This window comes from Streptomyces sp. cg40 (assembly GCF_050320165.1).
GTDB classification, from domain to species: Bacteria; Actinomycetota; Actinomycetes; order Streptomycetales; family Streptomycetaceae; genus Streptomyces; species Streptomyces hokutonensis.
The window spans coordinates 9,142,860-9,165,346 of the sequence record NZ_CP190128.1 but is presented as its reverse complement, the minus strand read 5'-3'; the positions used below and the strand labels follow the sequence as shown (position 1 = coordinate 9,165,346).

At 70.3% G+C, this 22,487-nt stretch carries 23 protein-coding genes and 1 pseudogene; 11 read left to right on the top strand and 13 right to left on the bottom strand.

Annotated elements, in window-relative coordinates:
- Window positions 1-246: 246 nt before the first annotated feature.
- From iolC to ACQHII_RS41335, 6 genes are read left to right on the top strand one after another with little or no spacing between them, the layout of a single operon-like run.
- Complete coding sequence (gene iolC / locus ACQHII_RS41360; RefSeq protein WP_427924051.1) at window positions 247-1,215, top strand: 5-dehydro-2-deoxygluconokinase; 969 nt, start codon at window positions 247-249, stop codon at window positions 1,213-1,215.
- Window positions 1,216-1,254: 39 nt separating this feature from the next.
- Window positions 1,255-2,133, top strand: a complete 879-nt coding sequence (locus ACQHII_RS41355) for a Cgl0159 family (beta/alpha)8-fold protein (protein WP_427924050.1) — start codon at window positions 1,255-1,257, stop codon at window positions 2,131-2,133.
- A 14-nt stretch (window positions 2,134-2,147) separates the two neighbouring features.
- Window positions 2,148-3,044, top strand: a complete 897-nt coding sequence (gene iolB / locus ACQHII_RS41350) for a 5-deoxy-glucuronate isomerase (RefSeq protein WP_427924049.1) — start codon at window positions 2,148-2,150, stop codon at window positions 3,042-3,044.
- Window positions 3,044-4,921 carry a 3D-(3,5/4)-trihydroxycyclohexane-1,2-dione acylhydrolase (decyclizing) gene (gene iolD / locus ACQHII_RS41345; protein ID WP_427924048.1) on the top strand — a complete coding sequence of 626 codons (1,878 nt, stop codon included), beginning with the start codon at window positions 3,044-3,046 and terminating at the stop codon, window positions 4,919-4,921. Before iolB ends, iolD begins: the two co-directional genes overlap by 1 nt.
- A gap of 29 nt (window positions 4,922-4,950) precedes the next feature.
- Window positions 4,951-6,444, top strand: a complete 1,494-nt coding sequence (locus ACQHII_RS41340; protein WP_427924047.1) for a CoA-acylating methylmalonate-semialdehyde dehydrogenase — start codon at window positions 4,951-4,953, stop codon at window positions 6,442-6,444.
- Between the two features lie 33 nt (window positions 6,445-6,477).
- Complete coding sequence (locus ACQHII_RS41335) at window positions 6,478-7,263, top strand: GntR family transcriptional regulator (RefSeq protein ID WP_427924046.1); 786 nt, start codon at window positions 6,478-6,480, stop codon at window positions 7,261-7,263.
- On the opposite strand, the gene ACQHII_RS41330 is transcribed toward ACQHII_RS41335, so the two are convergent.
- The gene (locus ACQHII_RS41330) at window positions 7,253-8,251 is read right to left on the bottom strand and encodes an aldo/keto reductase (RefSeq protein WP_427924045.1); all 999 of its coding nucleotides are present in this window, start codon (window positions 8,249-8,251) and stop codon (window positions 7,253-7,255) included. The two genes, ACQHII_RS41335 and ACQHII_RS41330, sit on opposite strands and share 11 nt — an antisense overlap.
- 88 nt (window positions 8,252-8,339) lie before the next feature.
- Window positions 8,340-9,002 (bottom strand): NUDIX domain-containing protein, encoded by a 663-nt coding sequence (locus tag ACQHII_RS41325; protein WP_019070839.1) that lies wholly within the window; start codon window positions 9,000-9,002, stop codon window positions 8,340-8,342.
- A gap of 166 nt (window positions 9,003-9,168) precedes the next feature.
- Here ACQHII_RS41325 and ACQHII_RS41320 point away from each other — a divergent pair, with 166 nt between their 5' ends.
- Window positions 9,169-10,296, top strand: a complete 1,128-nt coding sequence (locus ACQHII_RS41320) for a DUF5954 family protein (RefSeq protein ID WP_427924044.1) — start codon at window positions 9,169-9,171, stop codon at window positions 10,294-10,296.
- A gap of 60 nt (window positions 10,297-10,356) precedes the next feature.
- Here ACQHII_RS41320 and ACQHII_RS41315 read toward each other — a convergent pair whose 3' ends face one another.
- The 5 genes from ACQHII_RS41315 to ACQHII_RS41295 all read right to left on the bottom strand — a co-directional run bounded on the left by ACQHII_RS41315 (window position 10,357) and on the right by ACQHII_RS41295 (window position 13,297).
- Window positions 10,357-10,956 (bottom strand): DUF305 domain-containing protein, encoded by a 600-nt coding sequence (locus ACQHII_RS41315; RefSeq protein ID WP_427924043.1) that lies wholly within the window; start codon window positions 10,954-10,956, stop codon window positions 10,357-10,359.
- Between the two features lie 74 nt (window positions 10,957-11,030).
- Window positions 11,031-11,444 carry a DUF6153 family protein gene (locus ACQHII_RS41310; RefSeq protein WP_427924042.1) on the bottom strand — a complete coding sequence of 138 codons (414 nt, stop codon included), beginning with the start codon at window positions 11,442-11,444 and terminating at the stop codon, window positions 11,031-11,033.
- Between the two features lie 56 nt (window positions 11,445-11,500).
- Window positions 11,501-12,148 carry a hypothetical protein gene (locus tag ACQHII_RS41305; protein ID WP_427925520.1) on the bottom strand — a complete coding sequence of 216 codons (648 nt, stop codon included), beginning with the start codon at window positions 12,146-12,148 and terminating at the stop codon, window positions 11,501-11,503.
- Window positions 12,149-12,297: 149 nt separating this feature from the next.
- Window positions 12,298-12,684, bottom strand: coding sequence for a hypothetical protein (locus ACQHII_RS41300; protein ID WP_427924041.1), 387 nt, complete (start codon window positions 12,682-12,684; stop codon window positions 12,298-12,300).
- 265 nt (window positions 12,685-12,949) lie between these two features.
- Entirely contained in the window at window positions 12,950-13,297 is a 348-nt protein-coding gene (locus ACQHII_RS41295; protein ID WP_427924040.1) for an ATP-binding protein, read from the bottom strand.
- Between the two features lie 503 nt (window positions 13,298-13,800).
- On the opposite strand from ACQHII_RS41295, the gene ACQHII_RS41290 reads away from it, so the two are divergent.
- From ACQHII_RS41290 to ACQHII_RS41280, 3 genes are all read left to right on the top strand, one after another.
- Window positions 13,801-14,676 carry a helix-turn-helix domain-containing protein gene (locus ACQHII_RS41290; RefSeq protein WP_427924039.1) on the top strand — a complete coding sequence of 292 codons (876 nt, stop codon included), beginning with the start codon at window positions 13,801-13,803 and terminating at the stop codon, window positions 14,674-14,676.
- 1 nt (window position 14,677) lies between these two features.
- A complete protein-coding gene (locus ACQHII_RS41285; protein ID WP_427924038.1) occupies window positions 14,678-14,914 on the top strand; it encodes a DUF397 domain-containing protein in 237 nt (78 codons plus the stop codon).
- A gap of 63 nt (window positions 14,915-14,977) precedes the next feature.
- Complete coding sequence (locus tag ACQHII_RS41280) at window positions 14,978-15,793, top strand: SAM-dependent methyltransferase (RefSeq protein WP_262057566.1); 816 nt, start codon at window positions 14,978-14,980, stop codon at window positions 15,791-15,793.
- An 80-nt stretch (window positions 15,794-15,873) separates the two neighbouring features.
- Here ACQHII_RS41280 and ACQHII_RS41275 read toward each other — a convergent pair whose 3' ends face one another.
- The gene (locus tag ACQHII_RS41275) at window positions 15,874-16,200 is read right to left on the bottom strand and encodes a CHAT domain-containing protein (protein WP_427925519.1); all 327 of its coding nucleotides are present in this window, start codon (window positions 16,198-16,200) and stop codon (window positions 15,874-15,876) included.
- Window positions 16,201-16,203: 3 nt separating this feature from the next.
- On the opposite strand from ACQHII_RS41275, the pseudogene ACQHII_RS41270 reads away from it, so the two are divergent.
- A pseudogene (locus ACQHII_RS41270) lies at window positions 16,204-16,353 on the top strand (thioredoxin family protein); the annotation flags it as partial.
- Between the two features lie 400 nt (window positions 16,354-16,753).
- On the opposite strand, the gene ACQHII_RS41265 reads toward ACQHII_RS41270, so the two are convergent.
- The 5 genes from ACQHII_RS41265 to ACQHII_RS41245 all read right to left on the bottom strand — a co-directional run bounded on the left by ACQHII_RS41265 (window position 16,754) and on the right by ACQHII_RS41245 (window position 22,447).
- Window positions 16,754-18,214: a purine-cytosine permease family protein gene (locus ACQHII_RS41265; protein ID WP_427924037.1), complete on the bottom strand. Its 1,461-nt coding sequence runs from the start codon at window positions 18,212-18,214 to the stop codon at window positions 16,754-16,756.
- A 40-nt stretch (window positions 18,215-18,254) separates the two neighbouring features.
- Entirely contained in the window at window positions 18,255-18,986 is a 732-nt protein-coding gene (locus tag ACQHII_RS41260) for an SDR family NAD(P)-dependent oxidoreductase (RefSeq protein ID WP_427924036.1), read from the bottom strand.
- Window positions 18,979-20,235, bottom strand: a complete 1,257-nt coding sequence (locus ACQHII_RS41255) for an alpha-hydroxy acid oxidase (protein ID WP_427924035.1) — start codon at window positions 20,233-20,235, stop codon at window positions 18,979-18,981. Before ACQHII_RS41255 ends, ACQHII_RS41260 begins: the two co-directional genes overlap by 8 nt.
- Window positions 20,232-21,605: a histidinol dehydrogenase gene (gene hisD / locus ACQHII_RS41250; RefSeq protein WP_427924034.1), complete on the bottom strand. Its 1,374-nt coding sequence runs from the start codon at window positions 21,603-21,605 to the stop codon at window positions 20,232-20,234. The genes ACQHII_RS41255 and hisD overlap by 4 nt, the downstream gene beginning before the upstream one ends.
- A 95-nt stretch (window positions 21,606-21,700) precedes the next feature.
- Window positions 21,701-22,447: an IclR family transcriptional regulator gene (locus ACQHII_RS41245; RefSeq protein ID WP_427924033.1), complete on the bottom strand. Its 747-nt coding sequence runs from the start codon at window positions 22,445-22,447 to the stop codon at window positions 21,701-21,703.
- Window positions 22,448-22,487 lie beyond the last annotated feature (40 nt).

Here is a 22,487-nt window from a genome sequence, read left to right as displayed (position 1 = left end):
TCTCAGAGATCAGGGCTCGGGGCCTGTGCGGCCCCGGGTCGTAGCCGTGAAACACGGCTGTTGCGCTGGGACGGAATCCAATCCCCGGTCGCGCCCGCTGTCAATACTTTGTTAAGACATCATTTCACAAGCAGGTCCGAATGTAAGTACAAACTATTGACAGAGCGCCCCTCGGAGTCCTACACCTGGGAGTCGGCAGGCCCTCGGGACCCGCCCACCCCCCAGTAGCTCAGAGGAGTGCCGCGCATGGCCGAGTCAGCCCAGCCCTTCGATCTCATCACCATGGGTCGTATCGGGGTCGATCTCTACCCGTTGCAGTCCGGCGTGCCGCTGGCGCGGGTGGAGACCTTCGGGAAGTTCCTCGGAGGTTCGGCGAGCAACGTGGCCGTGGCCGCCGCCCGGCTCGGCCGGAACACCGCGGTGATCACCCGCACCGGCGACGACCCCTTCGGCGCCTATCTGCACGAGGCGCTCAGGGACTTCGGGGTGGACGACCGCTGGGTCACGCCGGTCGCCGAGTACCCCACCCCGGTCACCTTCTGCGAGATCTTCCCGCCGGACGACTTCCCGCTGTACTTCTACCGGCAGCCCAAGGCCCCCGACCTGGAGATACTCACCGACGAGCTGGACTACTTCGCGATCCGCCAGGCCCGCGTCTTCTGGATCACGGGTACCGGGCTGAGCGAGGAGCCGAGCCGCTCCGCCACGCTGGCCGCCCTCAAGGCGCGCGACAAGGCCGGCACGACGGTCTTCGACCTGGACTGGCGCCCCATGTTCTGGAAGGACCCGGAGGAGGCCCGCCCGTACTACGCGGAGGCCCTGCGCCACACCACCGTCGCGGTCGGCAACCTCGACGAGTGCGAGATCGCCACCGGCGTCCGCGAGCCCCGCGCCTGCGCCGAGGCGCTGCTGGAGGCGGGCGTGGAGCTGGCCGTCGTCAAGCAGGGCCCCAAGGGTGTGCTGGCCGTGCACCGCGACGGCACGACCGCCGAGGTGCCGCCGGTCCCGGTCGAGGTGCTCAACGGTCTCGGCGCGGGCGACGCGTTCGGCGGCTCGCTGTGCCACGGACTGCTGTCCGGCTGGGAGCTGGCGAAGACCATGCGGTTCGCCAACGCGGCCGGCGCCCTCGTCGCCTCCCGCCTCGCCTGCTCCACCGCGATGCCCACCGAGTCCGAGGTCGAGGACCTGCTCGCCGGCGCGCGCGTGGACGCCTGACCCCGTGACCGCCCGAGCCACCCCTGAACGGAGCTTCTCTTGAGCATCAGCATCCCCGACCTGGTCACGGTCAGAGCCCGCCATCCGGAGGCGATCGCCGAGGCGGCGGCCCGCCGGGTGCGGCGCCCGCTGCTCGGTGACAGCGGCCGTCTGATGATCGTGGCCGCGGACCACCCGGCCCGCGGCGCGCTCGGCGTCGGCGACCGCCGTACGGCCATGGCGAACCGTTCCGACCTGCTGGAACGCCTGTGCGTGGCGCTGTCCCGGCCGGGTGTCGACGGGGTGCTCGCCACCGCCGACATACTTGAGGACCTGCTGCTCCTGGGAGTCCTGGACGGCAAGGTCGTGATGGGCTCGATGAACCGCGGCGGCCTCTCCGGCGCCGCGTTCGAGATGGACGACCGCTTCACCGGCCACCGCGCCGAGGACATCGAGCGGCTCCGCTTCGACGCGGGCAAGCTGCTGCTCCGCATCGACTACGACGACCCGGGCTCCCTCACCACCCTGGAGTCGACGGCCCGCGCGATAGACGACATGGCCGCCCGTCAACTCCCCCTGTTCGTCGAGCCGTTCATCTCCCGCCGGGTCGACGGCAAGGTCCGCAACGACCTGTCCGCGGAAGCCGTGACCCGCTCGATCGCCATCTCCTCCGGCCTGGGCGGCACCTCGGCCTACACCTGGCTGAAGCTGCCCGTCACCGCCGACCCGGACGACATGGCCGAGGTCATGGAGACCTCGACGCTGCCGGCCGTGCTGCTCGGCGGCGAGGTCGGCGACGACCAGGAGGGCGCGTACGAGAAGTGGCGCAAGGCGCTGCGGCTGCCGACCGTCCAGGGCCTGGTCGTGGGCCGTTCCCTGTTGTACCCCGCCGACGGCGGCGTGGAAGCGGCGGTGGACACCGCCGTGGGTCTGTTGTGAACCGGAGGCACACGATGACGAGCGCGTACCACCTTCCCGCCGGAAAGGCCCTGGGCGGCCCCTACGTCGTGGACGTCACCCCCGAGTCGGCGGCCTGGGGCTACTCCAGCCTGCGGGTCGTGGAGCTGCCGCCGGGCGGCACGCACACCTTCGACACCGACGACAGCGAGTGGATCGTCCTCCCGCTCAGCGGCGGCTGCACGGTCTCGGCCGCCGACGACTTCGGCCACGACACCTTCGAACTCCACGGCCGCGAGAGCGTGTTCACCGCCGTGAGCGACTTCGCGTACGTCCCGAGGGATTCCCGTACGACGATCTCGTCGGCCGGCGGTGGCCGCTTCGCGCTGACCGGCGCCCGCTGCACCCGCCGACTGCCCGCCCGCTACGGCCCGGCCTCCTCGGTGCCGGTGGAGCTGCGCGGCACCGGCAACAGCAGCCGCCAGGTCAACAACTTCGGCGCGGCCGGCGTCTTCGAGTGCGACAAGCTCATCGCCGTGGAGGTGATCACGCCGGGCGGCAACTGGTCCTCCTTCCCGCCGCACAAGCACGACGAGCACCGGCCCGGTGAGGAGTCCGTCCTCGAAGAGGTCTACTACTTCGAGTTCGCCGACCACGAGGGCACGCCGGGCCTCGGCTACCAGCGCGTCTCCCCGTCCGGGCAGGGCCGTAACACCGACGTCCTGGCCGAAGTCCGGGGCGGGGACGTCGTGTTGATCCCGGACGGCTGGCACGGGCCCTCGATGGCGGTGCCCGGCCACCACATGTACTACCTCAACGTCATGGCGGGCCCCGACGAGGACCGCTCCTGGCTGATCTGCGACCACCCCGATCACGCCTGGGTCCGCGGCACGTGGCCCGAGCAGCCCGTCGACCCCCGCCTCCCCCTCTACACGGCACCGGAGAAGTCCTGATGACCACCCCCACCCGCCGCCTGACCGTCGCGCAGGCCCTGGTGCAGTTCCTGTCGGCCCAGTACACCGAGCGCGACGGCGTACGGCACCGGCTGATCGCCGGTACCTGGGGCATCTTCGGCCACGGCAATGTCGCGGGACTCGGTCAGGCGCTCCTGGAGGCGGGCGAGGACACGATGCCGTTCCACCAGGGCCGCAACGAACAGGCCATGGTGCACGCGGCAGTCGGCTACGCCCGCCAGCTCGACCGGCTCTCCGCGCAGGCCGTCACGACGTCCATCGGACCGGGCGCCACCAACCTGGTCACGGGCGCCGCGCTCGCCACGATCAACCGTCTGCCGGTCCTGCTCCTCCCCGGCGACTACTTCGCGACCCGCGCCGCCGACCCGCTGCTCCAGCAGCTGGAGCACCCGGTCGAGGCGGACCTCTCGGTCAACGACACCCTGCGCCCGGTGTCCCGCTACTTCGACCGGATCAGCCGCCCCGAGGCGCTGATCCCGGCCGCCCTGAACGCGATGCGCGTGCTCGCCGACCCGGTCGAGACCGGAGCGGTAACTCTGGCTCTCCCGCAGGACGTTCAGGCCGAGGCCTACGACTGGCCGGAGGATTTCTTCGCCGACCGCGTGTGGCACGTACGCCGTCCTGCCCCCGATGTCTTCGAACTGGCCGAGGCCGCCCGGGCCATCCGGTCCGCCGCGCGCCCGCTGATCGTCGCGGGCGGCGGCATCCACCACAGCCGCGCCGAAGAGGCGCTGAAGGCCCTGGTCGACGCCACCGGCATCCCGGTCGCCTCCACGCAGGCGGGCAAGGGCTCGCTGCGCCACGACCACCCGGCCGACCTGGGCGGCATCGGCCACACCGGTACCGCGGTCAGCGACGACATCGCGCGCGCCGCCGACCTGATCATCGGCGTCGGCACCCGCTACACCGACTTCACGACGGCCTCCAACACGCTCTTCCAGAACCCGGCCGTCCGCTTCGTCAACCTCAACATCACCGCCTTCGACGCCCACAAGCTGGCCGCGCGCACGCTGGTCGCGGACGCGAAGTCCGGTCTGGAGGCGCTGACTTCGAGCCTCGAAGGCCACCGCGTGGACGCCGCCTACGAGGCCGAGTACCGCGCGGGCAAGGAGAGTTGGGAGCGGGTGGTCAGCGCCGCGTTCACCGCCCCGGACGAGAACGCCGTACCGACCCAGACCCAACTCCTCGGCGCCCTCGACTCGGTTGTCGGCGACGACGACGTGGTGATCAACGCGGCCGGTTCGCTCCCCGGTGACCTGCACAAGCTGTGGCGGGCGCGCTCGCCGCGCCAGTACCACCTCGAATACGGCTACTCCTGCATGGGGTACGAGATCCCGGCCGGCATCGGTGTCCAGCAGGCCGCGCCCGACGTCGCCGTGTGGTCGCTGGTCGGCGACGGCACGTATCTGATGATGCCGACCGAGATCGTCACGGCCGTCCAGGAGGGCCTGCCGGTCAACCTGGTGCTGATCCAGAACCACGGCTACGCCTCCATCGGCGGCCTCTCCGAATCGGTCGGTGGCGAGCGCTTCGGCACCGCCTACCGCTACCGGGCCGCCGACGGCACCTTCTCCGGCGCCCCGCTCCCGGTCGACCTCGCCGCCAACGCGGCCAGCCTCGGCATGGACGTCCTGCGCCCCAAGACCGTGCGCGAACTGCGCGAGGCACTGGCCGCGGCCCGCGCCTCCGACCGGCCCACCTGCGTCTACGTCGAGACCGACACCGCCACCCCGACCGCTCCCCCGGCCGAGGCCTGGTGGGACGTACCGGTCGCCGAGACCGCCTCGCGCGCATCGGCCGTAGAGGCCCGTCAGGAGTACGACCGCCAGGTCGTCGACCGTCGCCGCCACCTCTGAACCCCCCTCCCCCGAAAGGCACTTGCACCATGAAGACGATCACCCACTGGATCGACGGCAAGCCCGTCGAGAGCACGTCCGGCCGCTTCGGCCCCGTGTACAACCCGGCGACCGGCGCCCAGGAGAAGCAGGTCGGCTTCGCGACCGTCGACGAGGTGGACGCCGCCGTCGCCTCCGCGAAGGCCGCGTTCGAGAGCTGGGGCACCTCCTCGCTCGCGAAGCGCACCGCGATCCTGTTCAAGTACCGCGAGCTGCTGGACGCGCACCGCGACGAGATCGCCGAGCTGATCACCGCCGAGCACGGCAAGGTGCACTCGGACGCGCTCGGCGAGGTCGCGCGCGGCATGGAGATCGTCGAACTCGCCTGCGGCATCAGCGTGCAGCTGAAGGGCGAGCTGTCGACGCAGGTCTCGACCCGTGTCGACGTGGCGTCAATTCGCCAGCCGCTGGGCGTTGTTGCGGGCATCACGCCCTTCAACTTCCCGGCCATGGTGCCGATGTGGATGTTCCCCCTGGCCGTCGCGACCGGCAACACCTTCGTGCTGAAGCCGAGCGAGAAGGACCCGTCGGCGTCCTTCCGGCTGGCCGAACTCGCCTCCGAGGCGGGTCTGCCGCAGGGTGTGCTGAACGTCGTGCAGGGCGACAAGGTCGCCGTCGACCGCATCCTGGAGCACCCGGACATCGAGGCCGTCTCCTTCGTCGGCTCGACGCCGATCGCGAAGTACATCCAGCTCAAGGCGGTCGAGCACGGCAAGCGCGTGCAGGCCCTCGGCGGCGCCAAGAACCACATGCTCGTCCTGCCGGACGCGGACCTGGACTTCGCGGCCGACCAGGCGATCAACGCGGCCTACGGCTCGGCCGGCGAGCGCTGCATGGCCGTCTCCGTCGTGGTCGCGGTCGGCGACACCGGCGACGAGCTGGTGAGCAAGATCGCCGAGCGCGCCGGCAACCTGCGCATCGGCCCCGGCAACGACCCGGCCAGCGAGATGGGCCCGCTCATCACCCGCGAGCACCGCGACAAGGTGGCGTCCTACGTCGCCTCGGCCGCGGCCCAGGGCGCGGAGGTCGTCGTCGACGGCACCGGTTTCTCGGTCGAGGGCCACGAGGACGGCTTCTTCCTCGGTGTCTCCCTGCTCGACAAGGTCCCGCTGACGGCGGACGCGTACAAGGACGAGATCTTTGGACCGGTCCTGGTCGTCGTCCGCGCCGAGTCCTACGACGAGGCCATCACCCTGATCAACAGCTCCCGTTGGGGCAACGGCACCGCGATCTTCACCCGGGACGGCGGCGCCGCCCGCCGCTTCCAGATGGAGGTCAAGGCGGGCATGGTCGGCGTCAACGTGCCGATCCCGGTGCCCGTGGGCTACCACTCCTTCGGCGGCTGGAAGGACTCCCTCTTCGGGGACCTCCACATCTACGGCAACGACGGCATCGCCTTCTACACGCAGGGCAAGGTGATCACCACCCGCTGGCCGGACCCGGCCGACGGTGGCATCAACCTCGGTTTCCCCAGCAACTCCTGACGATCCGTCACCCCTTGTGAGGAGGTGCCTTCTGTGGCGAAGACCGGTGGCTACTCGCGTGCCGTGACCGGATCCCCGCTCGACGGCCTGCATTTCGCCCTGGACCGCAACAGTCCGGTGCCGCTGTACTACCAGCTCGCACAGCAGCTGGAGGGTGCGATCGAGCACGGGACCCTCGCGCCGGGCAACCTCCTGGGCAACGAGATCGACCTGTCGGTCCGCCTCGGTCTGTCCCGCCCCACCGTCCGCCAGGCCATCCAGTCCCTTGTCGACAAGGGGCTGTTGGTCCGGCGGCGGGGGGTCGGCACCCAGGTGGTGCACAGCCAGGTCAAGAGACCGCTGGAGCTCAGCAGCCTCTACGACGACCTGGAGTCGGCCGGGCAGGGACCGACCACGGAAGTGCTGCGCAACGAGGGCGTGCCCGCGACCGCGGATGTCGCGGCGGCCCTCGGGGTCGCGGAGGGCAGCGAGGTCACGCTCCTGGAACGGCTGCGCTCCACGCACGGCCAGCCGGTGGCGTTCCTGTGCAACTACCTTCCGGCCAATCTGCTCGAACTCGACACCGCCCGGCTGGAGTCGACGGGTCTGTACCGGATGCTGCGCACCGCCGGCATCACCCTGCACAGCGCCCGCCAGACGATAGGTGCCCGCTCGGCCACCCCCGAGGAGGCCGCCCGGCTCGACGAGAAGGAGAACGCGGCACTGCTCACCATGCAGCGCACGGCGTACGACGACACGGGGCGGCCGGTCGAGTACGGGACGCACATCTACCGGGCGTCCCGGTACGCGTTCGACTTCCAGCTGCTGGTCAGGCCCTGACCTGGACGGCGGAGTCCAGGCGTGCGCGCTGCTCCGCCGTCAGCTCCAGGTCCACGGCCGCGAGGTTCTCCTCCAGCTGGGCCACCGACGAGGCGCCCGCGAGCGGGACGATCGGCAGCGGACCGCCCAACTGCCAGGCCAGGACAACCTGGTTGACGCTCGCCCCGGTCTCCTTCGCCACCTCCCGCAGCACGGCGAGGCGGGCGGGGGTGCCGGGGTGGTCGTAGTCGGCGGGCAGGGGTTTGTCCTCGCGGGTGTAGGCGCCGGCCAGCAGGGGTGAGTAGGCGACCAGGGTGAGGGCGGGCTCGGCGCGCAGATAGCCGAGCAGGTCCGGGCCCGCGCTGCCGAGGCTGCCGTCGGGGAAGAGTTCCGACGGTACGTCGTTCCGGGGGCGCAGATAGCTGTGCTGGTACTGGAGGACCTCGTAGCCGGGCAGTCCGGCCGCGGCGGCGAGCGCTCGGGCGCGTTCCACCCGCCAGGCGGCGTGGTTGCTGACGCCGAGAACACCGACGGTGCCCTCGGCGACCAGTTCGGCGAAGCCCTTGACGGTCTCCTGGAGCGGAACGCTCTGGTCCTCGATGTGGGCGTACAGCAGGTCGAGCTTGTCCACGCCGAGGCGTTCGCGGCTGCGTTCGGCCGACTCGCGGATGACCTTCGCGGACAGGCCTTCCGGGTTGTCGGTGTAGCTCGTGCCGGGGGCCAGCGGGCGGGCGCCGAGCTTGGTGGCGATGACGATCTCGTCGCCGATGCCGCGGCTGCGCCGCCACCGCCCGAGCAGCTTCTCGCTCTGGCCGCCCTGGCTGCCGTCGGTCCAGAACGCGTAGTTGTCGGACGTGTCGATGAAGTTCCCGCCGGCCTCCACATAGCGGTCGAGCACGGCGAAGGAGGTCGCCTCGTCGGTGCGGGAGCCGAACAGCATGGCCCCGAGCGCGAGCACGCTCACCTCGCGGCGGTGGGCCGGATCGGCGCCGATGGTGCGGTACTTCATGATGATCCCTCCCGTTCGCACCCGGGTTCTCCGGGCACGAACGGGAGTCTCGCGCTTGAAGCGCACTTCAAGTCAAGCCTCTGTGCGGCTACTTGGCGAACGGCCCGTCCAGCGCCGCCCATTGGAGCAGCATGATGGTCTTGGCGTCGGCGATCTCCCCGGTGCGGATCATCTCCAGGGCGCTGCGGAAGGGCAGTTCGAGGATCTCGATGTCCTCGCCCTCCTCCTGGAGGCCCCCGCCCTCGTGGGTGCGGGTGGAGGGGCCGTAGGAGGCGGCGTAGAAGCCGATGCGTTCGGTGACCGAGCCGGGGCTCATGTAGACGTCGAAGACGTGCTCCACCTCGCCCACGGTGTGCCCGGTCTCCTCGACCACCTCGCGCCGTACGGCCTCCTCGGGGTGTTCGTCCTCGTCGTCGAGGAGGCCGCCCGGGGTCTCGACGAGCATGCCGTCGGGGTGGCCGTTGACGTACACGGGGAAGCGGAACTGCCGGGTGAGCAGGACCGTTTCGCGCTCGGCGTCGTAGAGGAGCAGTGTCGCGCCGTTGCCGCGGTCGTGGGTCTCGCGTTCCTGGGTGGTCCAGGTGCCGTCGGCGTGCCGGAAGTCGAAGGTGGTGGTGCGCTCGACGTACCAGTGGCTGGAGAGCAGTGTCACGTCGCGGACCCTGACCCGGGGGTTGCCGGTCAGGTCGAGGCCGGTGCGGTCCAGGCCGGTGCGGCCCCGGCGGTCGGGGGTGTCGGCGCCCGCGGTCATCGGATGCCGGCCGGAGAGGAGGAGACGATCGAGTTGGTCATGCCCCGACGTCTATCACCCCGCGGTGTGGAACGCGTGGCCGAATCCGGCGAGCCGGGGGCCCAACCGATGTGCCGGTTGCGTTGATTCGTCGCCTGTCGTCCTGTCGGCTGGGCATGCTGGGAGCATGTCTGAGCACGGCGATCAGGTTCCCGGATACCGGGTGATCAGGATGGAAGCGCTGCAGGACGCCCCGGCGGCCGCCCTCGCGGACGTGGAGGCGTGGCAGGCCCGCGAGGCCTACCCGGATGTCCTGGCCGGCGGCGGCCCGGTGTTCGGAGTGGCCGAGGAGCTGGATTCCGGCGGCTGGCAGGTCGTCTCCCGGTTCGGCAACATGGCCCCGCAGAGCTCCCGCGACACACTGGCGATGACCTTCCGCCAACGCGCGCGGGAGGCCGGCGACGCGGGCGACACGGCGTCCCAGCAGGAGTGGCTGCGGGGAGCGGAGCGGCTGGACTGGGAGAAGGTGGACGAGCTCACGGTGCACGACCGGCGGTTCCGGGTCGTGCGGGCCGACCAGTTCATCCGGATGGGACCGACCGGACCGGAGCCGCCCCGCCCGTCCGACCCCGACCCGGCGAAGGTCGGGCACGGCCATGAACTGCCCAGCCGCACCACGGGGTTCGTGATCGACCCGTTCACCGCGACGGGCATGTCCGAGGGCATCCTGCGGATGGAACTGCTCTCGCTGGTCCGCGCCCCGGGCACGGCCCCCGCCCCCGTGCGCAGGGACTCGGTTCGCGCCCTGAAGACGCATCCCGGGGGTGTGCTGCTGCCCGCCGAGTTCACCGCGGCGGAGTACACGGACGGCGGCTGGCAGCCGACGCAGATGACCAACCAGAGCCCGCAGGGGGCGCGGGACACGCTCACCACCTATCTGCGGGTGATGGCGCCGGCCATGGAGCAGCTCGACGAGGAGACACGGGCCGAGTACGCGCGGGCGGCCGACCGGATCGACGCCGAGCGCTGCGACGAGATCGTGATCGACGGGTGCCGGACGCGGATCGTGCGGGTCGAACGGCTCGTCCGGATCGGCCCCGACGGTCCCGAGGGCCCGCGCCCCTCCGACCACGACCCGGAGCTGCCGACCGCCGTCCAGGAGGAACAGCTGCGCGCGGAGGGCCTGTTCGACGAGAACCGGGTGGTCGGCGAGGAGGAGGCCGAGCAGCAGCGGGTGGCGGACGAGCAGGCGAAGGAGTTCCTGCGGCTGTTCGAGGAGCAGCGCCGGAAGCGGGAGGCGGCGGAGGGGTCCTGAGCGTGGGGGTGGGGCCGACCGCACGGCACGCGATCGGCCCCACCCCGTCCACCGGTGGCGTCAGTTCTTGCCGAGCATCTTGTTCATCTGCTCGATCTCGGCACTCTGCGCCGTGATCACGTCGGCCGCGAGCGCGGTGGCGGGGCCGTAACTGCCGTCCGCCTTCTCGGTCTTGGCCATCGTCACGGCGCCCTCGTGGTGTTCGACCATCATGTTGAGGAACATGCTGTCGAACATGGCGCCGGAGGCCTTCTCCAGCTTGCCCATGTCGGCCTCGGTCATCATCCCGGACGCCGAGGACGACATGTCGTGGCCCATGCCGGTCATGTCCTGGGGCACCTTCTCGCCCCACGAGGTGAGCCAGCCGGACATGGTCTTGATCTCGGGGTCCTGTGCGCCCTTGATCTTCGTGGCGAGGCTCTTGACCTGGGCCGAGGAGGCCCGGTCGGCGGCGAGTCCGGCCATCTCCACGGCCTGCCGGTGGTGCTGGATCATCTCCTTGGAGAAGGAGACGTCGGCGGCGTTGTGCCCGCCGGTCTTGGTCCCGCCGCTTCCCTTGCTGTCGCTGTTGTCGCCACAGGCGGCGAGCGTGAGGGCGGCCACCGAGGCGGTGACGGCGAGCGCGACGGTACGACGGGCGAACCCGCGTTGTGCGGTCATGGTGGTACTCCTGGAACTCATGCGGTTGTCTGTGCTGGGCATGCCGAAGCGCGCGGGTGGGCGCGCGGGCCGCTTTAGATCCGCAGGAGTTGGAGTTCGGCGAGGGAGGGCGGGGCTCGGCCGCCGTCGGGGCCGCCGTCGGTCAAGGACCCTAGCGCGTCCGGCAGTTGAGCGCAGGCGGCCACGTCGGGCACCAGCAGCGGAGCCACGGCCGGAGTGCCGGCGACGGAGGCGGAGGCGCAGGTCGCGTCCGCGTGGGTCATGTGGCTGCCGCAGCCGCCCCCGTCGTGATCGCAGGGGTCGGGGGTCGACGCCTTCTCTCCCATGGCCGCCGTCATGGCGGTCACGGCGTGCTCCGGCACGGGGTGGGCCAGCGGAACGGGCCCGAGTCCGTGCATGCCCAGGAGGCCCAGGAGCACCGTGGCCACGAGCATCCCGCAGCGCCGCACCCTCGGGTGCGGCGCTGCGGGATGTCCGGGACGGGCCATGCGGCCACCATACCCTCCCTGGGTATGGTGGCCGCACAAGGGGTGCCTTTCCCCGGTCAGTTCAGCGCTGCCGGCGCTTTCGCGCTGCGGTAGGTGGAGATGCCCAGCGCGAGCAGCCAATAGCTGAGAACGGCGCCCATGAGAGCGGTGGTTCCCCAGCCGTTCGCCGCGTAGAAGTTCGCGGGAGAGTTCCCGAAGAACAGGGACGGTACGAAAGCCAGATTGATCCCGGCCAGGACATAGGCCGACCGGCTGGTCCAGCGCGGCAGGATTTCCGTGCGGGAGACGGCGAATCCCAGCGCGGTCAGAAAGAACGCGAGCATGAGCCGGGAGATCGACCCGTAGAGAATGTAGGTGCCGCTGACGTCGATCGTCGGGTCGATCGGATGGTCGGCGGCGATGACGGCACCGGCCTCCAGACCGCTGGAGACCAGCGTGACCGTCGTGTAGACCAGCCCCGCGGTGAAGGCCATGGAACCGGCCCACTCGTACGCGGGATTCACCCGCTTCACCAGTTCGCGGAAGGCTGTCACGAACACCAGCAGAAAGGCCAGCGCGACGATCCCGATCAGCAGCCGGGAGAGGACGTTCGCGTCCGGCGGCGGCCCCGAATAGATGAAGTACAGCGGAACTTCGACGATGAGAAGGGCAGCGGTGGCGATTCCCGCACCGCCGGCAAGACGCCTGGCCGACATTTCGTTCATGGGGTCCCCCGGAGTTTCCGTGTGGTGGATTCGGTACGCCTTGAATCCTGCCGCCGAAGCCACACACAGTCCCTGGGCCTGAGGACCGGATCGGGGGTGTTCCTACCGACACCCCACCGGACCGGAAATACGTCGGAGGCCGTAGCGGATCACTGAGCGGCCGGCCGGTTCGCCGTCTCCAGGGACCAGAGCGGAGCGCTGCCGGCGACGCGACAGGTGAGGAAGTACAGGGGTATCGGCGGCGTGTAGGGCTGCCCGGTCTCGGGGGAATGGATCAGCCGGGGATGTTCCCGGCCCGGTTTCGGGCGGGTGCTCGTCCAGGAGGGGTCGGCCAACTGGGCGCCGATCGCGTAGCTGATGGACGGCGGCCAGACGACGCCGATGTGCGAACCGGCCGGCACGATCCACCACCAGCGCCGGGCGTCGGCGAAGATGCAGCCGACGCGGTGCAGACGGTCCAGGATGCGTTCCCCGTGTTCCCGGGGCATGCCCACGGCGTCGTAGCCGAGGCTCGCGCGTAACGGTGCGGGGATCACCAGGCGTCCGGGGCGGACGCGGTCGTGCGGCGGCGGCTCGACGGGATTCGGGGGCTGGGCGGAGCTGTGAACCGGGGGCCCGGAGGGGGACGGGGGTGAAGCAAAGCCAGGAACCGGCGGCTCGGCGGGATGGGGAGGCTGAGCGAAGCTGCGAGCCGACGGCTCGGAGGGGGACGGGATCGGGTCGCGGCGGCGGGACAGGTACATGTGGGGGACCCTTCGGCCAGGTGGGGGAATGGGCCGGGCGGGGAGACGCGGGCGGACGTCAGGGCGGGGCGGATTCGCCCTCGCCCGTGGCCAGTTCGGCCCAGACGATCCGCCCGGACCGGTGCGGGACGTCCACCGCGCCCCAGTCTCTGCTGAGCGCTGTGACGAGCAGGAGACCGCGCCCGCCCTGGTCGTCGGGGCCGGGCCGACCGGGTGCCGGGAGCGTGGAACCGCGGTTCTGGTCCTCGACCTCGATCCGGAGGACTCCGTCCGCGATCCGCACCTCGCAGACGATCCAGTCGCTCGCGGAGTGCGTGATCGCGTTGGTGACGAGTTCGGAGGTCACGACGACGGCGTTGTCCCGGACGGCTTCGCGGACGCCCCACGCGATGAGCAGTTCGTCCACGGTTCTGCGCGCCAGGCCTACCGACGCCGGGGTCGCCGGCAGGCCGAACAGATGGCTGTGGCGGGGGTGTTGGTTCCCGGAGACGAGCCGGCCGGGGCCTCGCGGCCCAGGGAGTCGGCCAGGGCGCTCGCCTCCGGGAGGTCGGTCCAGCGGCTGGGGGACAGAGGGCGGAGCCATCGCCGTACGCCTTTCGTGTGCCTTCGCACCCTGGGCGGTGCCGGTGTCGCGCCGACCGGCCGCGCACGAGGCGCGAACGGCGACCCTGCCGGGCCAACGCAGGTCGTAGCCCTTTCCCCCAACTGGGCTGCGCCGTCCGGCTCTTCGAGGAGCCGTGACGACCTGCTTACTGTGGCACCTGCCAACAACGCATCGCAACCGGCAAGTTGAAAATTGCACCTCGCGAAGTGCATGCTGCTTCCGCCAGGAAGTGATCGAAAGAGTCCCTGAAGAGCGAGACCCTGCCAGACTGCCGCCCGGAGCTGGAGGCGCAAGGGAGGTAGACCGTGACCGCGGAGACCGACTGGGGCGGCGTCCCCTCCGTCCTGCGCATGATCCTCGGCCGCCAGCTGGAGGAACTGCGGACCCGCGCGGGACTCACGTACGAGGAGGCGGGCGCGGCCATCGGGGTCAGCCACTCCACGATCCGCCGCATGGAGGCCGCCAAGGTGGCCCGGTTGCGCCTGGCGGACGCCGAAAAGCTGCTCCAGGTCTATGGGGTGACGGATCGTCAGGAGATCGACACCTTCCTGAAGTCGGTCCGCGAGGCCAGCAAGCGCGGCTGGTGGCACACGTACCGCGATGTCATGCCGGACTGGTTCGCCGCGTATCTGAGCCTGGAGCAGGCGGCGCTGCAAGTACGCGCCTACGAGAACGAGTTCGTCCACGGGCTGCTGCAGACCGAGGAGTACGCACGGGCCCTGCTCGGCGCGGGCAACCCGCACGCCGCCGCCGAGGCCACGGAGCGCCGGGTCGCCCTGCGCATGCGCCGCCAGGAGCTGCTGACCCGCGAGGCGCCCCCGCGGGTGTGGGTCGTGATGGACGAGACGGTGCTGCGCTGGCCGGTCGGGGGTTCCGCGGTGATGCGCGCCCAGGTCGACCACCTGATCGAGGTCAACCGGCTGCCTCATGTGACGCTGCAGATCATGCCGTTCGCCAACGGCCCGCACCCGGCGATGCGGGCCGGGGCGTTCCACCTCTTCCGGTTCCGGGCGGCCGAACTGCCCGACGTCGTCTATCTCAACGGCCTGGTGGGCGCTGTCTATCTGGACAAGAGCGACGACGTCGTGGTGTATCGCGAGGCCCTGGACCGGCTGGGTGCCCAGGCGGCACCCGCCCGCAAGACCGAGGCCCTCCTCGGTGCGATTCGCAAGGAGCTCTGACGTGCACCACCCCATACGCAACGGCATACCGTCCCGGAACCTCGGCACACGCGGCTGGACCAAGCCGTGGAGCGACGACGCCGGCGGCGCCTGCGTGGAAGTGAAGAAGCTCGCCGACGGACGCGTCGCCGTACGGCAGTCGACCGACCCCGACGGCCCGGCGCTGGTTTTCACACCCCGCGAGATGACGAGCTTCGTCACGGGCGTGAAGGCGGGTGACGCCGACTTCCTTCTGTGAACCCCCCTTGTTTTTATTGAGAGTTCGTCCCGAACCTTCACAACTCACATGGGAGACACGGCGTTGCCCGACAACGGATGGCCGGCCGACCGCATCGACACCGAGCACGCGCACTCCGCGCGGATCTACGACTACATCATGGGCGGGAAGGACTACTACCCCGCCGACAAGGAGGCGGGCGACGCCATGTCCCGGGAGTGGCCCGCGCTCCCGATCCACATGCGCGCCAACCGGGACTGGATGAACCGGGCCGTGCGCTGGCTCGCCGAGGAGGCGGGCGTCCGCCAGTTCCTGGACGTCGGCACCGGCATCCCCACCTCGCCGAACCTGCACGAGATCGCCCAGCAGGTGGCTCCCGAGTCACGAGTGGTCTACGTCGACAACGACCCCATCGTCCTCACCCTGTCCCAGGGGCTGCTCTCCAGCACGGCCGAGGGCAGGACGTCGTACATCGAGGCCGACTTCCGTGAACCGTCCACGATCCTCGACGCGCCGGAGCTGCGCGAGACCCTGGACCTCTCCCGGCCGGTGGCGCTGACGGTGATCGCCATCGTGCACTTCATGCTCGACGCGGACGACGCGGTGGGCGTCGTACGGCGCCTGCTGGAGCCCCTCCCCTCGGGCAGCTACCTCGCGATGTCGATCGGCACCGCCGAGTTCGCGCCGCAGGAGGTGGGCCGCGTCGCCCGCGAGTACGCGGCCCGCGACATGCCGATGCGGCTGCGCACCATCGACGAGGCCCACGAGTTCTTCGACGGTCTCGAGCTGGTCGAACCCGGCATCGTCCAGGTCCACAAGTGGCACCCGGACGGCACGGGCGAGCAGAACATCCGCGACGAGGACATCGCGATGTACGGAGCGGTCGCACGCAAGCCGTGACCACATGATCGAGGGGCGGTTCCGGAATCCTCCGGAACCGCCCCTCATCTGCGCAGGGCGTGCGTTCGTGCGCGTGCTGTTCAGGGTCGCGAGCGCCGTGTGGTCCACCCACCGGCTCCAGATCCTGGCCCACAGCGACGTCCGCCGTCACCGCCCTGCTTGGTTTGGCCGCTCCGGACCGAGGTGAATGCAGAGGACCCACCAGGTGGGTTCCTGAGGACAGCCGCGAGGTCTGCGGTACCTCCGTCGCACACGGGCCACTGGGTAGCGATCACGTGACGGTACCCGGTGAGTTGCGGGGCCGACCCGACGGTCAGGCATTCGTCGGGAACGACGTCTCCGGCAGTGAAGGTGTCACAGGCCGACAGGAATGCGAGGAAGGTGTCTCCGACGTCCGTGTGCGTGATGACGACATCACACGTTGTCCGGCCGCGACCGAGCGATACGGGATCACCGGAGCCCCGTCCTACGTCCTGCTGAAGGAGGGAGAGGCGGTGGCGCACGGCACGGGGCCCATGACCATCGCCGAGGTACGGAAGTTCCTGGACGGCCACCTCTGAGCGGCCGCTGCGGCACATGGCCGCGAGGCCCGTCTCGTCCCGCCTGTGGGAGCTGCGCCGCCTGAGGCACCTTGAGGCTGAGACACCCCCACAGGTCACCCAACGCAGTCGGTCGCGGCCACGATCTCGTGCAACGGGTTGACGCCATGCACGTGTCGTCCGTCGACAACTCACGGCCGGATCCGACGCGCTGCCGGCGCAGCCGGCTGCGGCGCCTCCACGGCGGTCCGGGCGATCTCACGGACGGAGACCACACGGCTGCCGCGGCCGAGGTCACGCGCGCCACGGCCCTGTCCAGTGGGCTGCCGACCGGCTTCATTCACGGTGACTTCCAAGCCCTTCACCAGGCAAGTCGGTTGTCGGGATCGATCTTGTCCGATCAACTGTCGGGCCTGCCCGTTCAGTTGGAAGAGGTCGCCGCCATGAGCTTCCCGTCGCCGGCGCGCGTGAACCGTCGCATGAGGAAGACGTACGCCGCTCCGGAGGTGACCAGTCCGATGCACCACGAGATGTCCGCTCCGCCGAGGGGCGCGACCAGCGGGCCGACGTAGAACCCCGAGTTGACGAAAGGCAGTTCGGTGGCAACACCCACGGCATAGGCGGTCGCCGTCCGAAGGTCGACGCCTTGGTACCGGCCCGCGGGGTCGAAGATCGACGGGATGTCGTACGTCTCCTTGCGGACCAGGTAGAAGTCCGCGAGGTTGATCGCCGTCCAGGGGATCAGGAAGTAGGCCAGCAACAGGATGAAGTTCAGGAAGTTGCCGAGGAAGTCGCTGCTCGCGGACAGGCCGACGGTGGTGCCGGCGGACGCGGCCAGCGTGATGATCAGGGCCCGGGACCGTGGGCCCACGCGCAGCGGCGTCAGGGCGGTGACGATGCTCGTGGTCGCCATGAAGATGCCGTACAGGTTCAGGGAGTTGATGCCCACGATGCCAAGAAGGATCACCGCGTAGAACACGCCGTAGTCGCCCTGGGACTGGTGCACGATGAACTCCACCGAGCCGCCGTCGAACGAGCTCGGGGCAACTGCCGCCGCCAGGACCCCGAACGCCATCATCCAGCAGGAGGCGAGGACGGAGCCGGCGTAGGTGTACCAGTAGGTGCTCTTGATGGAGGTGTGCTGGGGCAGGTAGCGCGAGTAGTCGGCTACGTAAGGGGCGTAGGTGATCTGCCAGGTGGCGGCCAGTGCCGTGCCGAGCAGGAAGGAGCCCGCGGTCACGTGCTGATGCTGCCACGCGGCGGCCAGGTCGCCCGCGGTCAGGAGCCGGACTGTCAGGTAGGCGAAGGCGATGCACGACAGCAGACTGACCCACTTCTGCATGGCGTGGATGAGCCGGTAGCCGAAGATCGCCGCGATGAGGATGGCCGTGGAGACGAGGATCATGGCCGGTGACGCCGGCATTCCGCTCCATCCCGCCAGGGCCTGTCCGCCCTGCACGCCCGTGGTGGCGAAGAAGCCGAGGTACATCAGCAGGACCAGGACCAGGGGCAGGATCGCGCCGACGTACCCGAACTGGGCCCGGCTCTGGATCATTTGGGGAATGCCCAGTCGGGGACCCTGCGCCGAGTGGAGGGCCATGAAGACCGCACCGGTCAGGTTGCCGACCAGGACGGACAGCAGTGCCCAGCCGAGACTGAGACCGATCGAGACGTTCAGTGCGCCCGCCGCGATGGTGGTGACTTGCATGTTGGCGCCGAACCAGAGGGTGAAGAGGCTTCGGCTACGGCCGTATCTGGCCTGGTGCGGTACGAACTCGACGGACCTTCGCTCCGGGGACCACGTCCGTTCCGCGTCCGGGGAGGGCGGCGGCCGGTCGGCGCGGGGAGCGGAGGAGGAGAGGGGCGTGCCGGACTCGTGCACCGCGAACTCCTAGTGTGGGGGACCGTTCGGGGACCTGGGGTCAGGCGCCGGCCGCGCCGTCCAGGGTGATCACGCCGCCGGTCATGTAGGCGGCATCCGAGGTCAGCAGGAAGTCCACGAGGGCTGCGACCTCGTGGAGCCGGCCGAAGCGTCCGGCCGGGATCTTCGCCAGCAGTTCGGCTCGGGTGGAGGGGTCGTCCAGGTACGGGGCCGTCATGGGGGTGGGGAAGTAGCCGGGGCACAGTGCCGTCACCGCGATGCCCTCAGGTGCCAGTTCGATCGCCATGGTCCGCGCGATGCTGACGACGGCGGCCTTGCTGGCGTTGTAGTCCACGAACCCGGTCTCCGGACGGAGCGCGTTCATGGACGCGTTCATGACGATCGAGGCCGGGCCCTTCATGGCCTTGGCGGTTTCCCGGGCCACGAGGAACGCCCCGATGACGTTGACGTCCAGGACCCGGCGGAAGTGGGCGACATCGACATCGGTCGCCGGGACGCCGAGGCCGTCGATGCCGGCGTTGACGAACGCCCCGTCGAGACCACCGAGTTCGGCCACCGCCTCGGCGACCGCACCCTCCACGGCGTCGGCGTCGGCGACGTCGCAGCGGCTGCTCCCGGCCAGCGGCAGGGCCTCCCTGACCGCTCGCAGTCCGGGTTCGCGCGAGCCGAGGACCCAGAGCCGGTGCCCGCAGGAGACGAGGCGTTCGACGCAGGCACGCCCGATACCGCTGGTGCCGCCGGAGACAAGGATCCTGCGCGGTGCGTCAGACATGGCCGTCCTCGCCTCCGGCCGGCCGGTGCGGAAGCGGTGACGGCGTCAGGGCGACCAGTTCCGGCCCGTGTTTACGCAGCTCCGTCAGGTCGGTGACGCCCAACAGCTGGACGGTGCGGCGCAGTTGGGCGACCAGCAGGTCGACCGCGCGCTCGACACCTGCTCGGCCGCCGACCGCGGCACCGTACAAGTAGGGGCGCCCGATCATGCACAGGTCCGCTCCGAGCGCCAGGGCCGCGGCGATGTCCGCGCCGTGCCGGACACCGGAGTCCAGCACCAGCGCGAGGCGGTCCCCGGCGGCCTCGCGGGCGGGCCGGAGCAGGTCGAGCGGGCTGACGCACCGGTCGAGCTGCCGGCCTCCGTGGTTGGAGAGGTGGACGCCGTCGGCGCCGGCCTCGATGGCGCGGCGCACGTCCGCGGGACCGAGTGGTCCCTTGAGGATCAGCGCGCCCGGCCACCGCGCTCGCAGTTCGGCGATGTCGTCCCAGGTCACCGCGGGATCGAAGAGGTCGTTGAGGGCGGCGACCGTGGCCCGCTGTCCGGGTGAGTCCGACGCCTGCAGGTTGGCCAGGGTGAGCGGCGCGCCCCGCAGCACGGACGTCCAGTAACCGGGTCGGGTGCCGATGTCCAGGACAGTGCGCAGGGCGAGCCTGGGCGGGATGGTGAAGCCGTTGCGCGCGTCCCGGGTGCGGTGACCGGCGACGGCTGTGTCCAGGGCGACCTCCAGTACGTGAAAGCCGGCGGCCTCGGCCCGGCTGACCAGTGCGTACGTCAGGGCGCGGTCCTTCAGCACGTACAACTGGAACCACAGGTTGGTGTGGCCTGTCTCCGCCACGTCCTCCAGTGCCGTGGTCGCGACGGTGGAGAGGGTGTAGGGAAGGCCGCGCGCCGCGGCGGCGCGGGCCACCGCGGGCTCGGCATCGGGGTGGATCATGCGCGTGTAGCCAGTGGGCGCCAGCCCCAGCGGCGAGCGGAGGTCCGCCCCGAACAGCCGGGTGGACAGGTCGGGAGCGGACACGTCGCGCAGCACACGGGGAGAGAAGCACACGCGACGGAACGCGTCGCGGTTGGCCGCGAGGGTGATCTCCTCGTCGGCCCCGCCGTCGACGTAGTCGAATACGGCGCGGGGCAGCCGTCGGCGGGCCGCGGTACGCAGGTCATCCATGTCATGGCAGCGGTCGAGGACGGAGGTGCGGCCGAGGCCGGACGCGCGGGGTCGGACGAGTTCGCGGATCTCACGCATCCTCATCGTGCCGCTCCGTGTCCGGCGCCGTCGAGTCGGATGCGCACGGCGGCCTCGTGGGCAGGGAATCCCTCGTGCCCGGTGAACGCGATGACCGTGTCGCTCATCCTGGCCAGTGCCCGCGCATCGGCGCGTGCCACGGCCGTGCGCTTGAGGAAGGCTTCCGCTGTCACCCCGCCGTTGACCTTGGCGAATCCACTGGTCGGCAGGGCGGCCGGACACCCGATGACGTAGTTGGCCGCCGACACCGGGGTCCACTGACCGACCAGGATCTCGCCGGCGTCGTGGAGCAGGGCCAGCACCGCGTCCTCGTCACGGACGGCGATCTGCATGTGCTCGGGGGCATAGTGGTTGGCCACCTCGGCGCCCTCTTCGAGGTTCTCGACCAGCACGGCGCCGCCGTTGACGCCCAGGGCCAGTTCCGCGTAGCCGCGGCGGGGTTCGGGAAGCCGGGCCAACTGCCGTGCCACTTCGTGCTGGACGGCATCGAGGAGCGCCCCGCTGTCGGTGACGAGCAGGCTGGAGGAGTCCGGTCCGTGCTCGGCCTCGTTGAGCAGGTCGGCGGCGAGCAGCCGGACGTCGGCGCTGTCATCGGCCAAGATCAAGCTCTCGCTCGGCCCCAGGAGCATGCTTGTCACGGTGCCGAAGCGCTGTACCTCGACCTGGGCGCAGATGACCGCTGGGCTTCCGGGCCCCACGATCTTTCGGACCTTGGGTACGGTCTCCGTGCCGAAGGCCAGGGCTGCGATGCCCGACGGCCCGTTGGCGCGGAACACCTGGCGCAGGCCCAGTTCGTCGGCGACGACGAGGACGGCAGCGTCGATCTCTCCGTCGGAGCCCGGCACGGGCGGTACCACGACGGCGATCTCCGGTACGCCCGCGACCCGTGCGGGGGTGCCCAACTGGACGAGGACGGAGGGGTACGAGCCCTTGCCGCTTGGCACGAACAGCCCGGCGGCGGCGATGGGGCCGACCTTCTCGCCGACCGTCAGACCGGGCTCGCTCTCGAAGCTCCAGTCACCGCGGGCCGCGACGTGCTCGTTGAAGCGCCGTACGTGGTCGATGCTGTCGCGGACAGCGGTCAGCAGTTTCGGGTCGACGGCACGTCGTGCCTGTTCGAACTCGTCTTCCGTGACGCGCAGCCGGTCCGGGGCCACTGTGCAGCCGTCGTACTTCGCCAAGGCGCGGACCAGGGCGTCGTCCCCGTTGGTCCGGACATCGTCGAGCAGTTCGAGAACGCTTGCGCGTAATGCGGGATCGAAGATCTTGTCGGTGCCGCGGGTGACCGCGCGAGCGCGCGAGTCGGAGTCGAGCTGTGACCACACTCCGATCAGACGGAGGGGACCGTTGGTCGTCGTGGTCGTGGTGGTGGTCATGGATCGGCACCTTCCGGAGTACTGGGACGGGACTTCGGCCATTCGTCGCAGGACTTGGCGCTGGAGCGTCCCCGGGGAGCGGGGGCCGCGGGAACTCAGGTCGCGGTGTCCGGCAATACGCGGGCACCGCCGAGAACAGCCGAGGCACGCTGGGCCGCGTTGCACACCGCCGAAGCCACCACCGCCGTCTCCTGCCCGCCCTGCAGGTGGCTGATCCCGATGGCGCCACAGCAGCCGCCGGCGTCGAAGACCGGAGCCGCCACGCACTGGATGCCGTGCACCGTGCCACCGTCGTCGGTCGCGTAGCCGGTGAGCCTGACCTGCTCCACCTGTTCCAGCAACCGGGCCGTGCGCGCTTCGGGAGGCAGCCCCGTGTGGGCGAGCTGTGCCAGTCCGACGGCGGTACTGATGGCCGGCAGCCGCGCACCGAGCGAACTCGCCAGGCGGACAACGCCCTGTGGCGGATCGTGTTTGGCCAAGTAGACGACGTCGTTGCCCTGCAGAATGGCGAAGTGCGAGGTGACCAGCAACTCGACGGTGAGAACGCGGAGTTCCGTCTCGACGGCCCGGACGGGCGTCATCCGCTGCAGATAAACACTGCCCACTTCGAAACTGCGCAGACCGAGCGTATACCGGCCTTCTTCGTCGAGCGCCGCGAAGGAACGCGACAGCAGGGCGCGCAGCAGGCTCAGCGCGCTGGTCTTCGGCAGATCGAGCCTCTTGGCCACTTCGGCCAGGCCCAGCGGGCGCTCAGAGCCGGCCAGTAACTCAAGAATGTCCAGTGCCCTGCTCACCGAGCGATTACCCGTCGGCATTACGGCCCCGAATCCCGATTCCTCCACGAACTCTCCTCGTTCTTGGCGTCGGTCGACAACGAGTTGA

Bases quoted from the DNA above. Each gene is read 5' to 3' on its own strand.
- ACQHII_RS41315 (WP_427924043.1), bottom strand. From the start codon at position 10,956: ATGACCGCACAACGCGGGTTCGCCCGTCGTACCGTCGCGCTCGCCGTC.
- ACQHII_RS41330 (WP_427924045.1), bottom strand. From the start codon at position 8,251: ATGAAGTACCGCACCATCGGCGCCGATCCGGCCCACCGCCGCGAGGTG.
- iolB (WP_427924049.1), top strand. From the start codon at position 2,148: ATGACGAGCGCGTACCACCTTCCCGCCGGAAAGGCCCTGGGCGGCCCC.
- ACQHII_RS41320 (WP_427924044.1), top strand. From the start codon at position 9,169: ATGTCTGAGCACGGCGATCAGGTTCCCGGATACCGGGTGATCAGGATG.
- ACQHII_RS41340 (WP_427924047.1), top strand. From the start codon at position 4,951: ATGAAGACGATCACCCACTGGATCGACGGCAAGCCCGTCGAGAGCACG.
- hisD (WP_427924034.1), bottom strand. From the start codon at position 21,605: ATGACCACCACCACGACCACGACGACCAACGGTCCCCTCCGTCTGATC.
- ACQHII_RS41310 (WP_427924042.1), bottom strand. From the start codon at position 11,444: ATGGCCCGTCCCGGACATCCCGCAGCGCCGCACCCGAGGGTGCGGCGC.
- ACQHII_RS41305 (WP_427925520.1), bottom strand. From the start codon at position 12,148: ATGAACGAAATGTCGGCCAGGCGTCTTGCCGGCGGTGCGGGAATCGCC.
- ACQHII_RS41255 (WP_427924035.1), bottom strand. From the start codon at position 20,235: ATGAGGATGCGTGAGATCCGCGAACTCGTCCGACCCCGCGCGTCCGGC.
- iolC (WP_427924051.1), top strand. From the start codon at position 247: ATGGCCGAGTCAGCCCAGCCCTTCGATCTCATCACCATGGGTCGTATC.
- iolD (WP_427924048.1), top strand. From the start codon at position 3,044: ATGACCACCCCCACCCGCCGCCTGACCGTCGCGCAGGCCCTGGTGCAG.
- ACQHII_RS41260 (WP_427924036.1), bottom strand. From the start codon at position 18,986: ATGTCTGACGCACCGCGCAGGATCCTTGTCTCCGGCGGCACCAGCGGT.
- ACQHII_RS41325 (WP_019070839.1), bottom strand. From the start codon at position 9,002: ATGACCGCGGGCGCCGACACCCCCGACCGCCGGGGCCGCACCGGCCTG.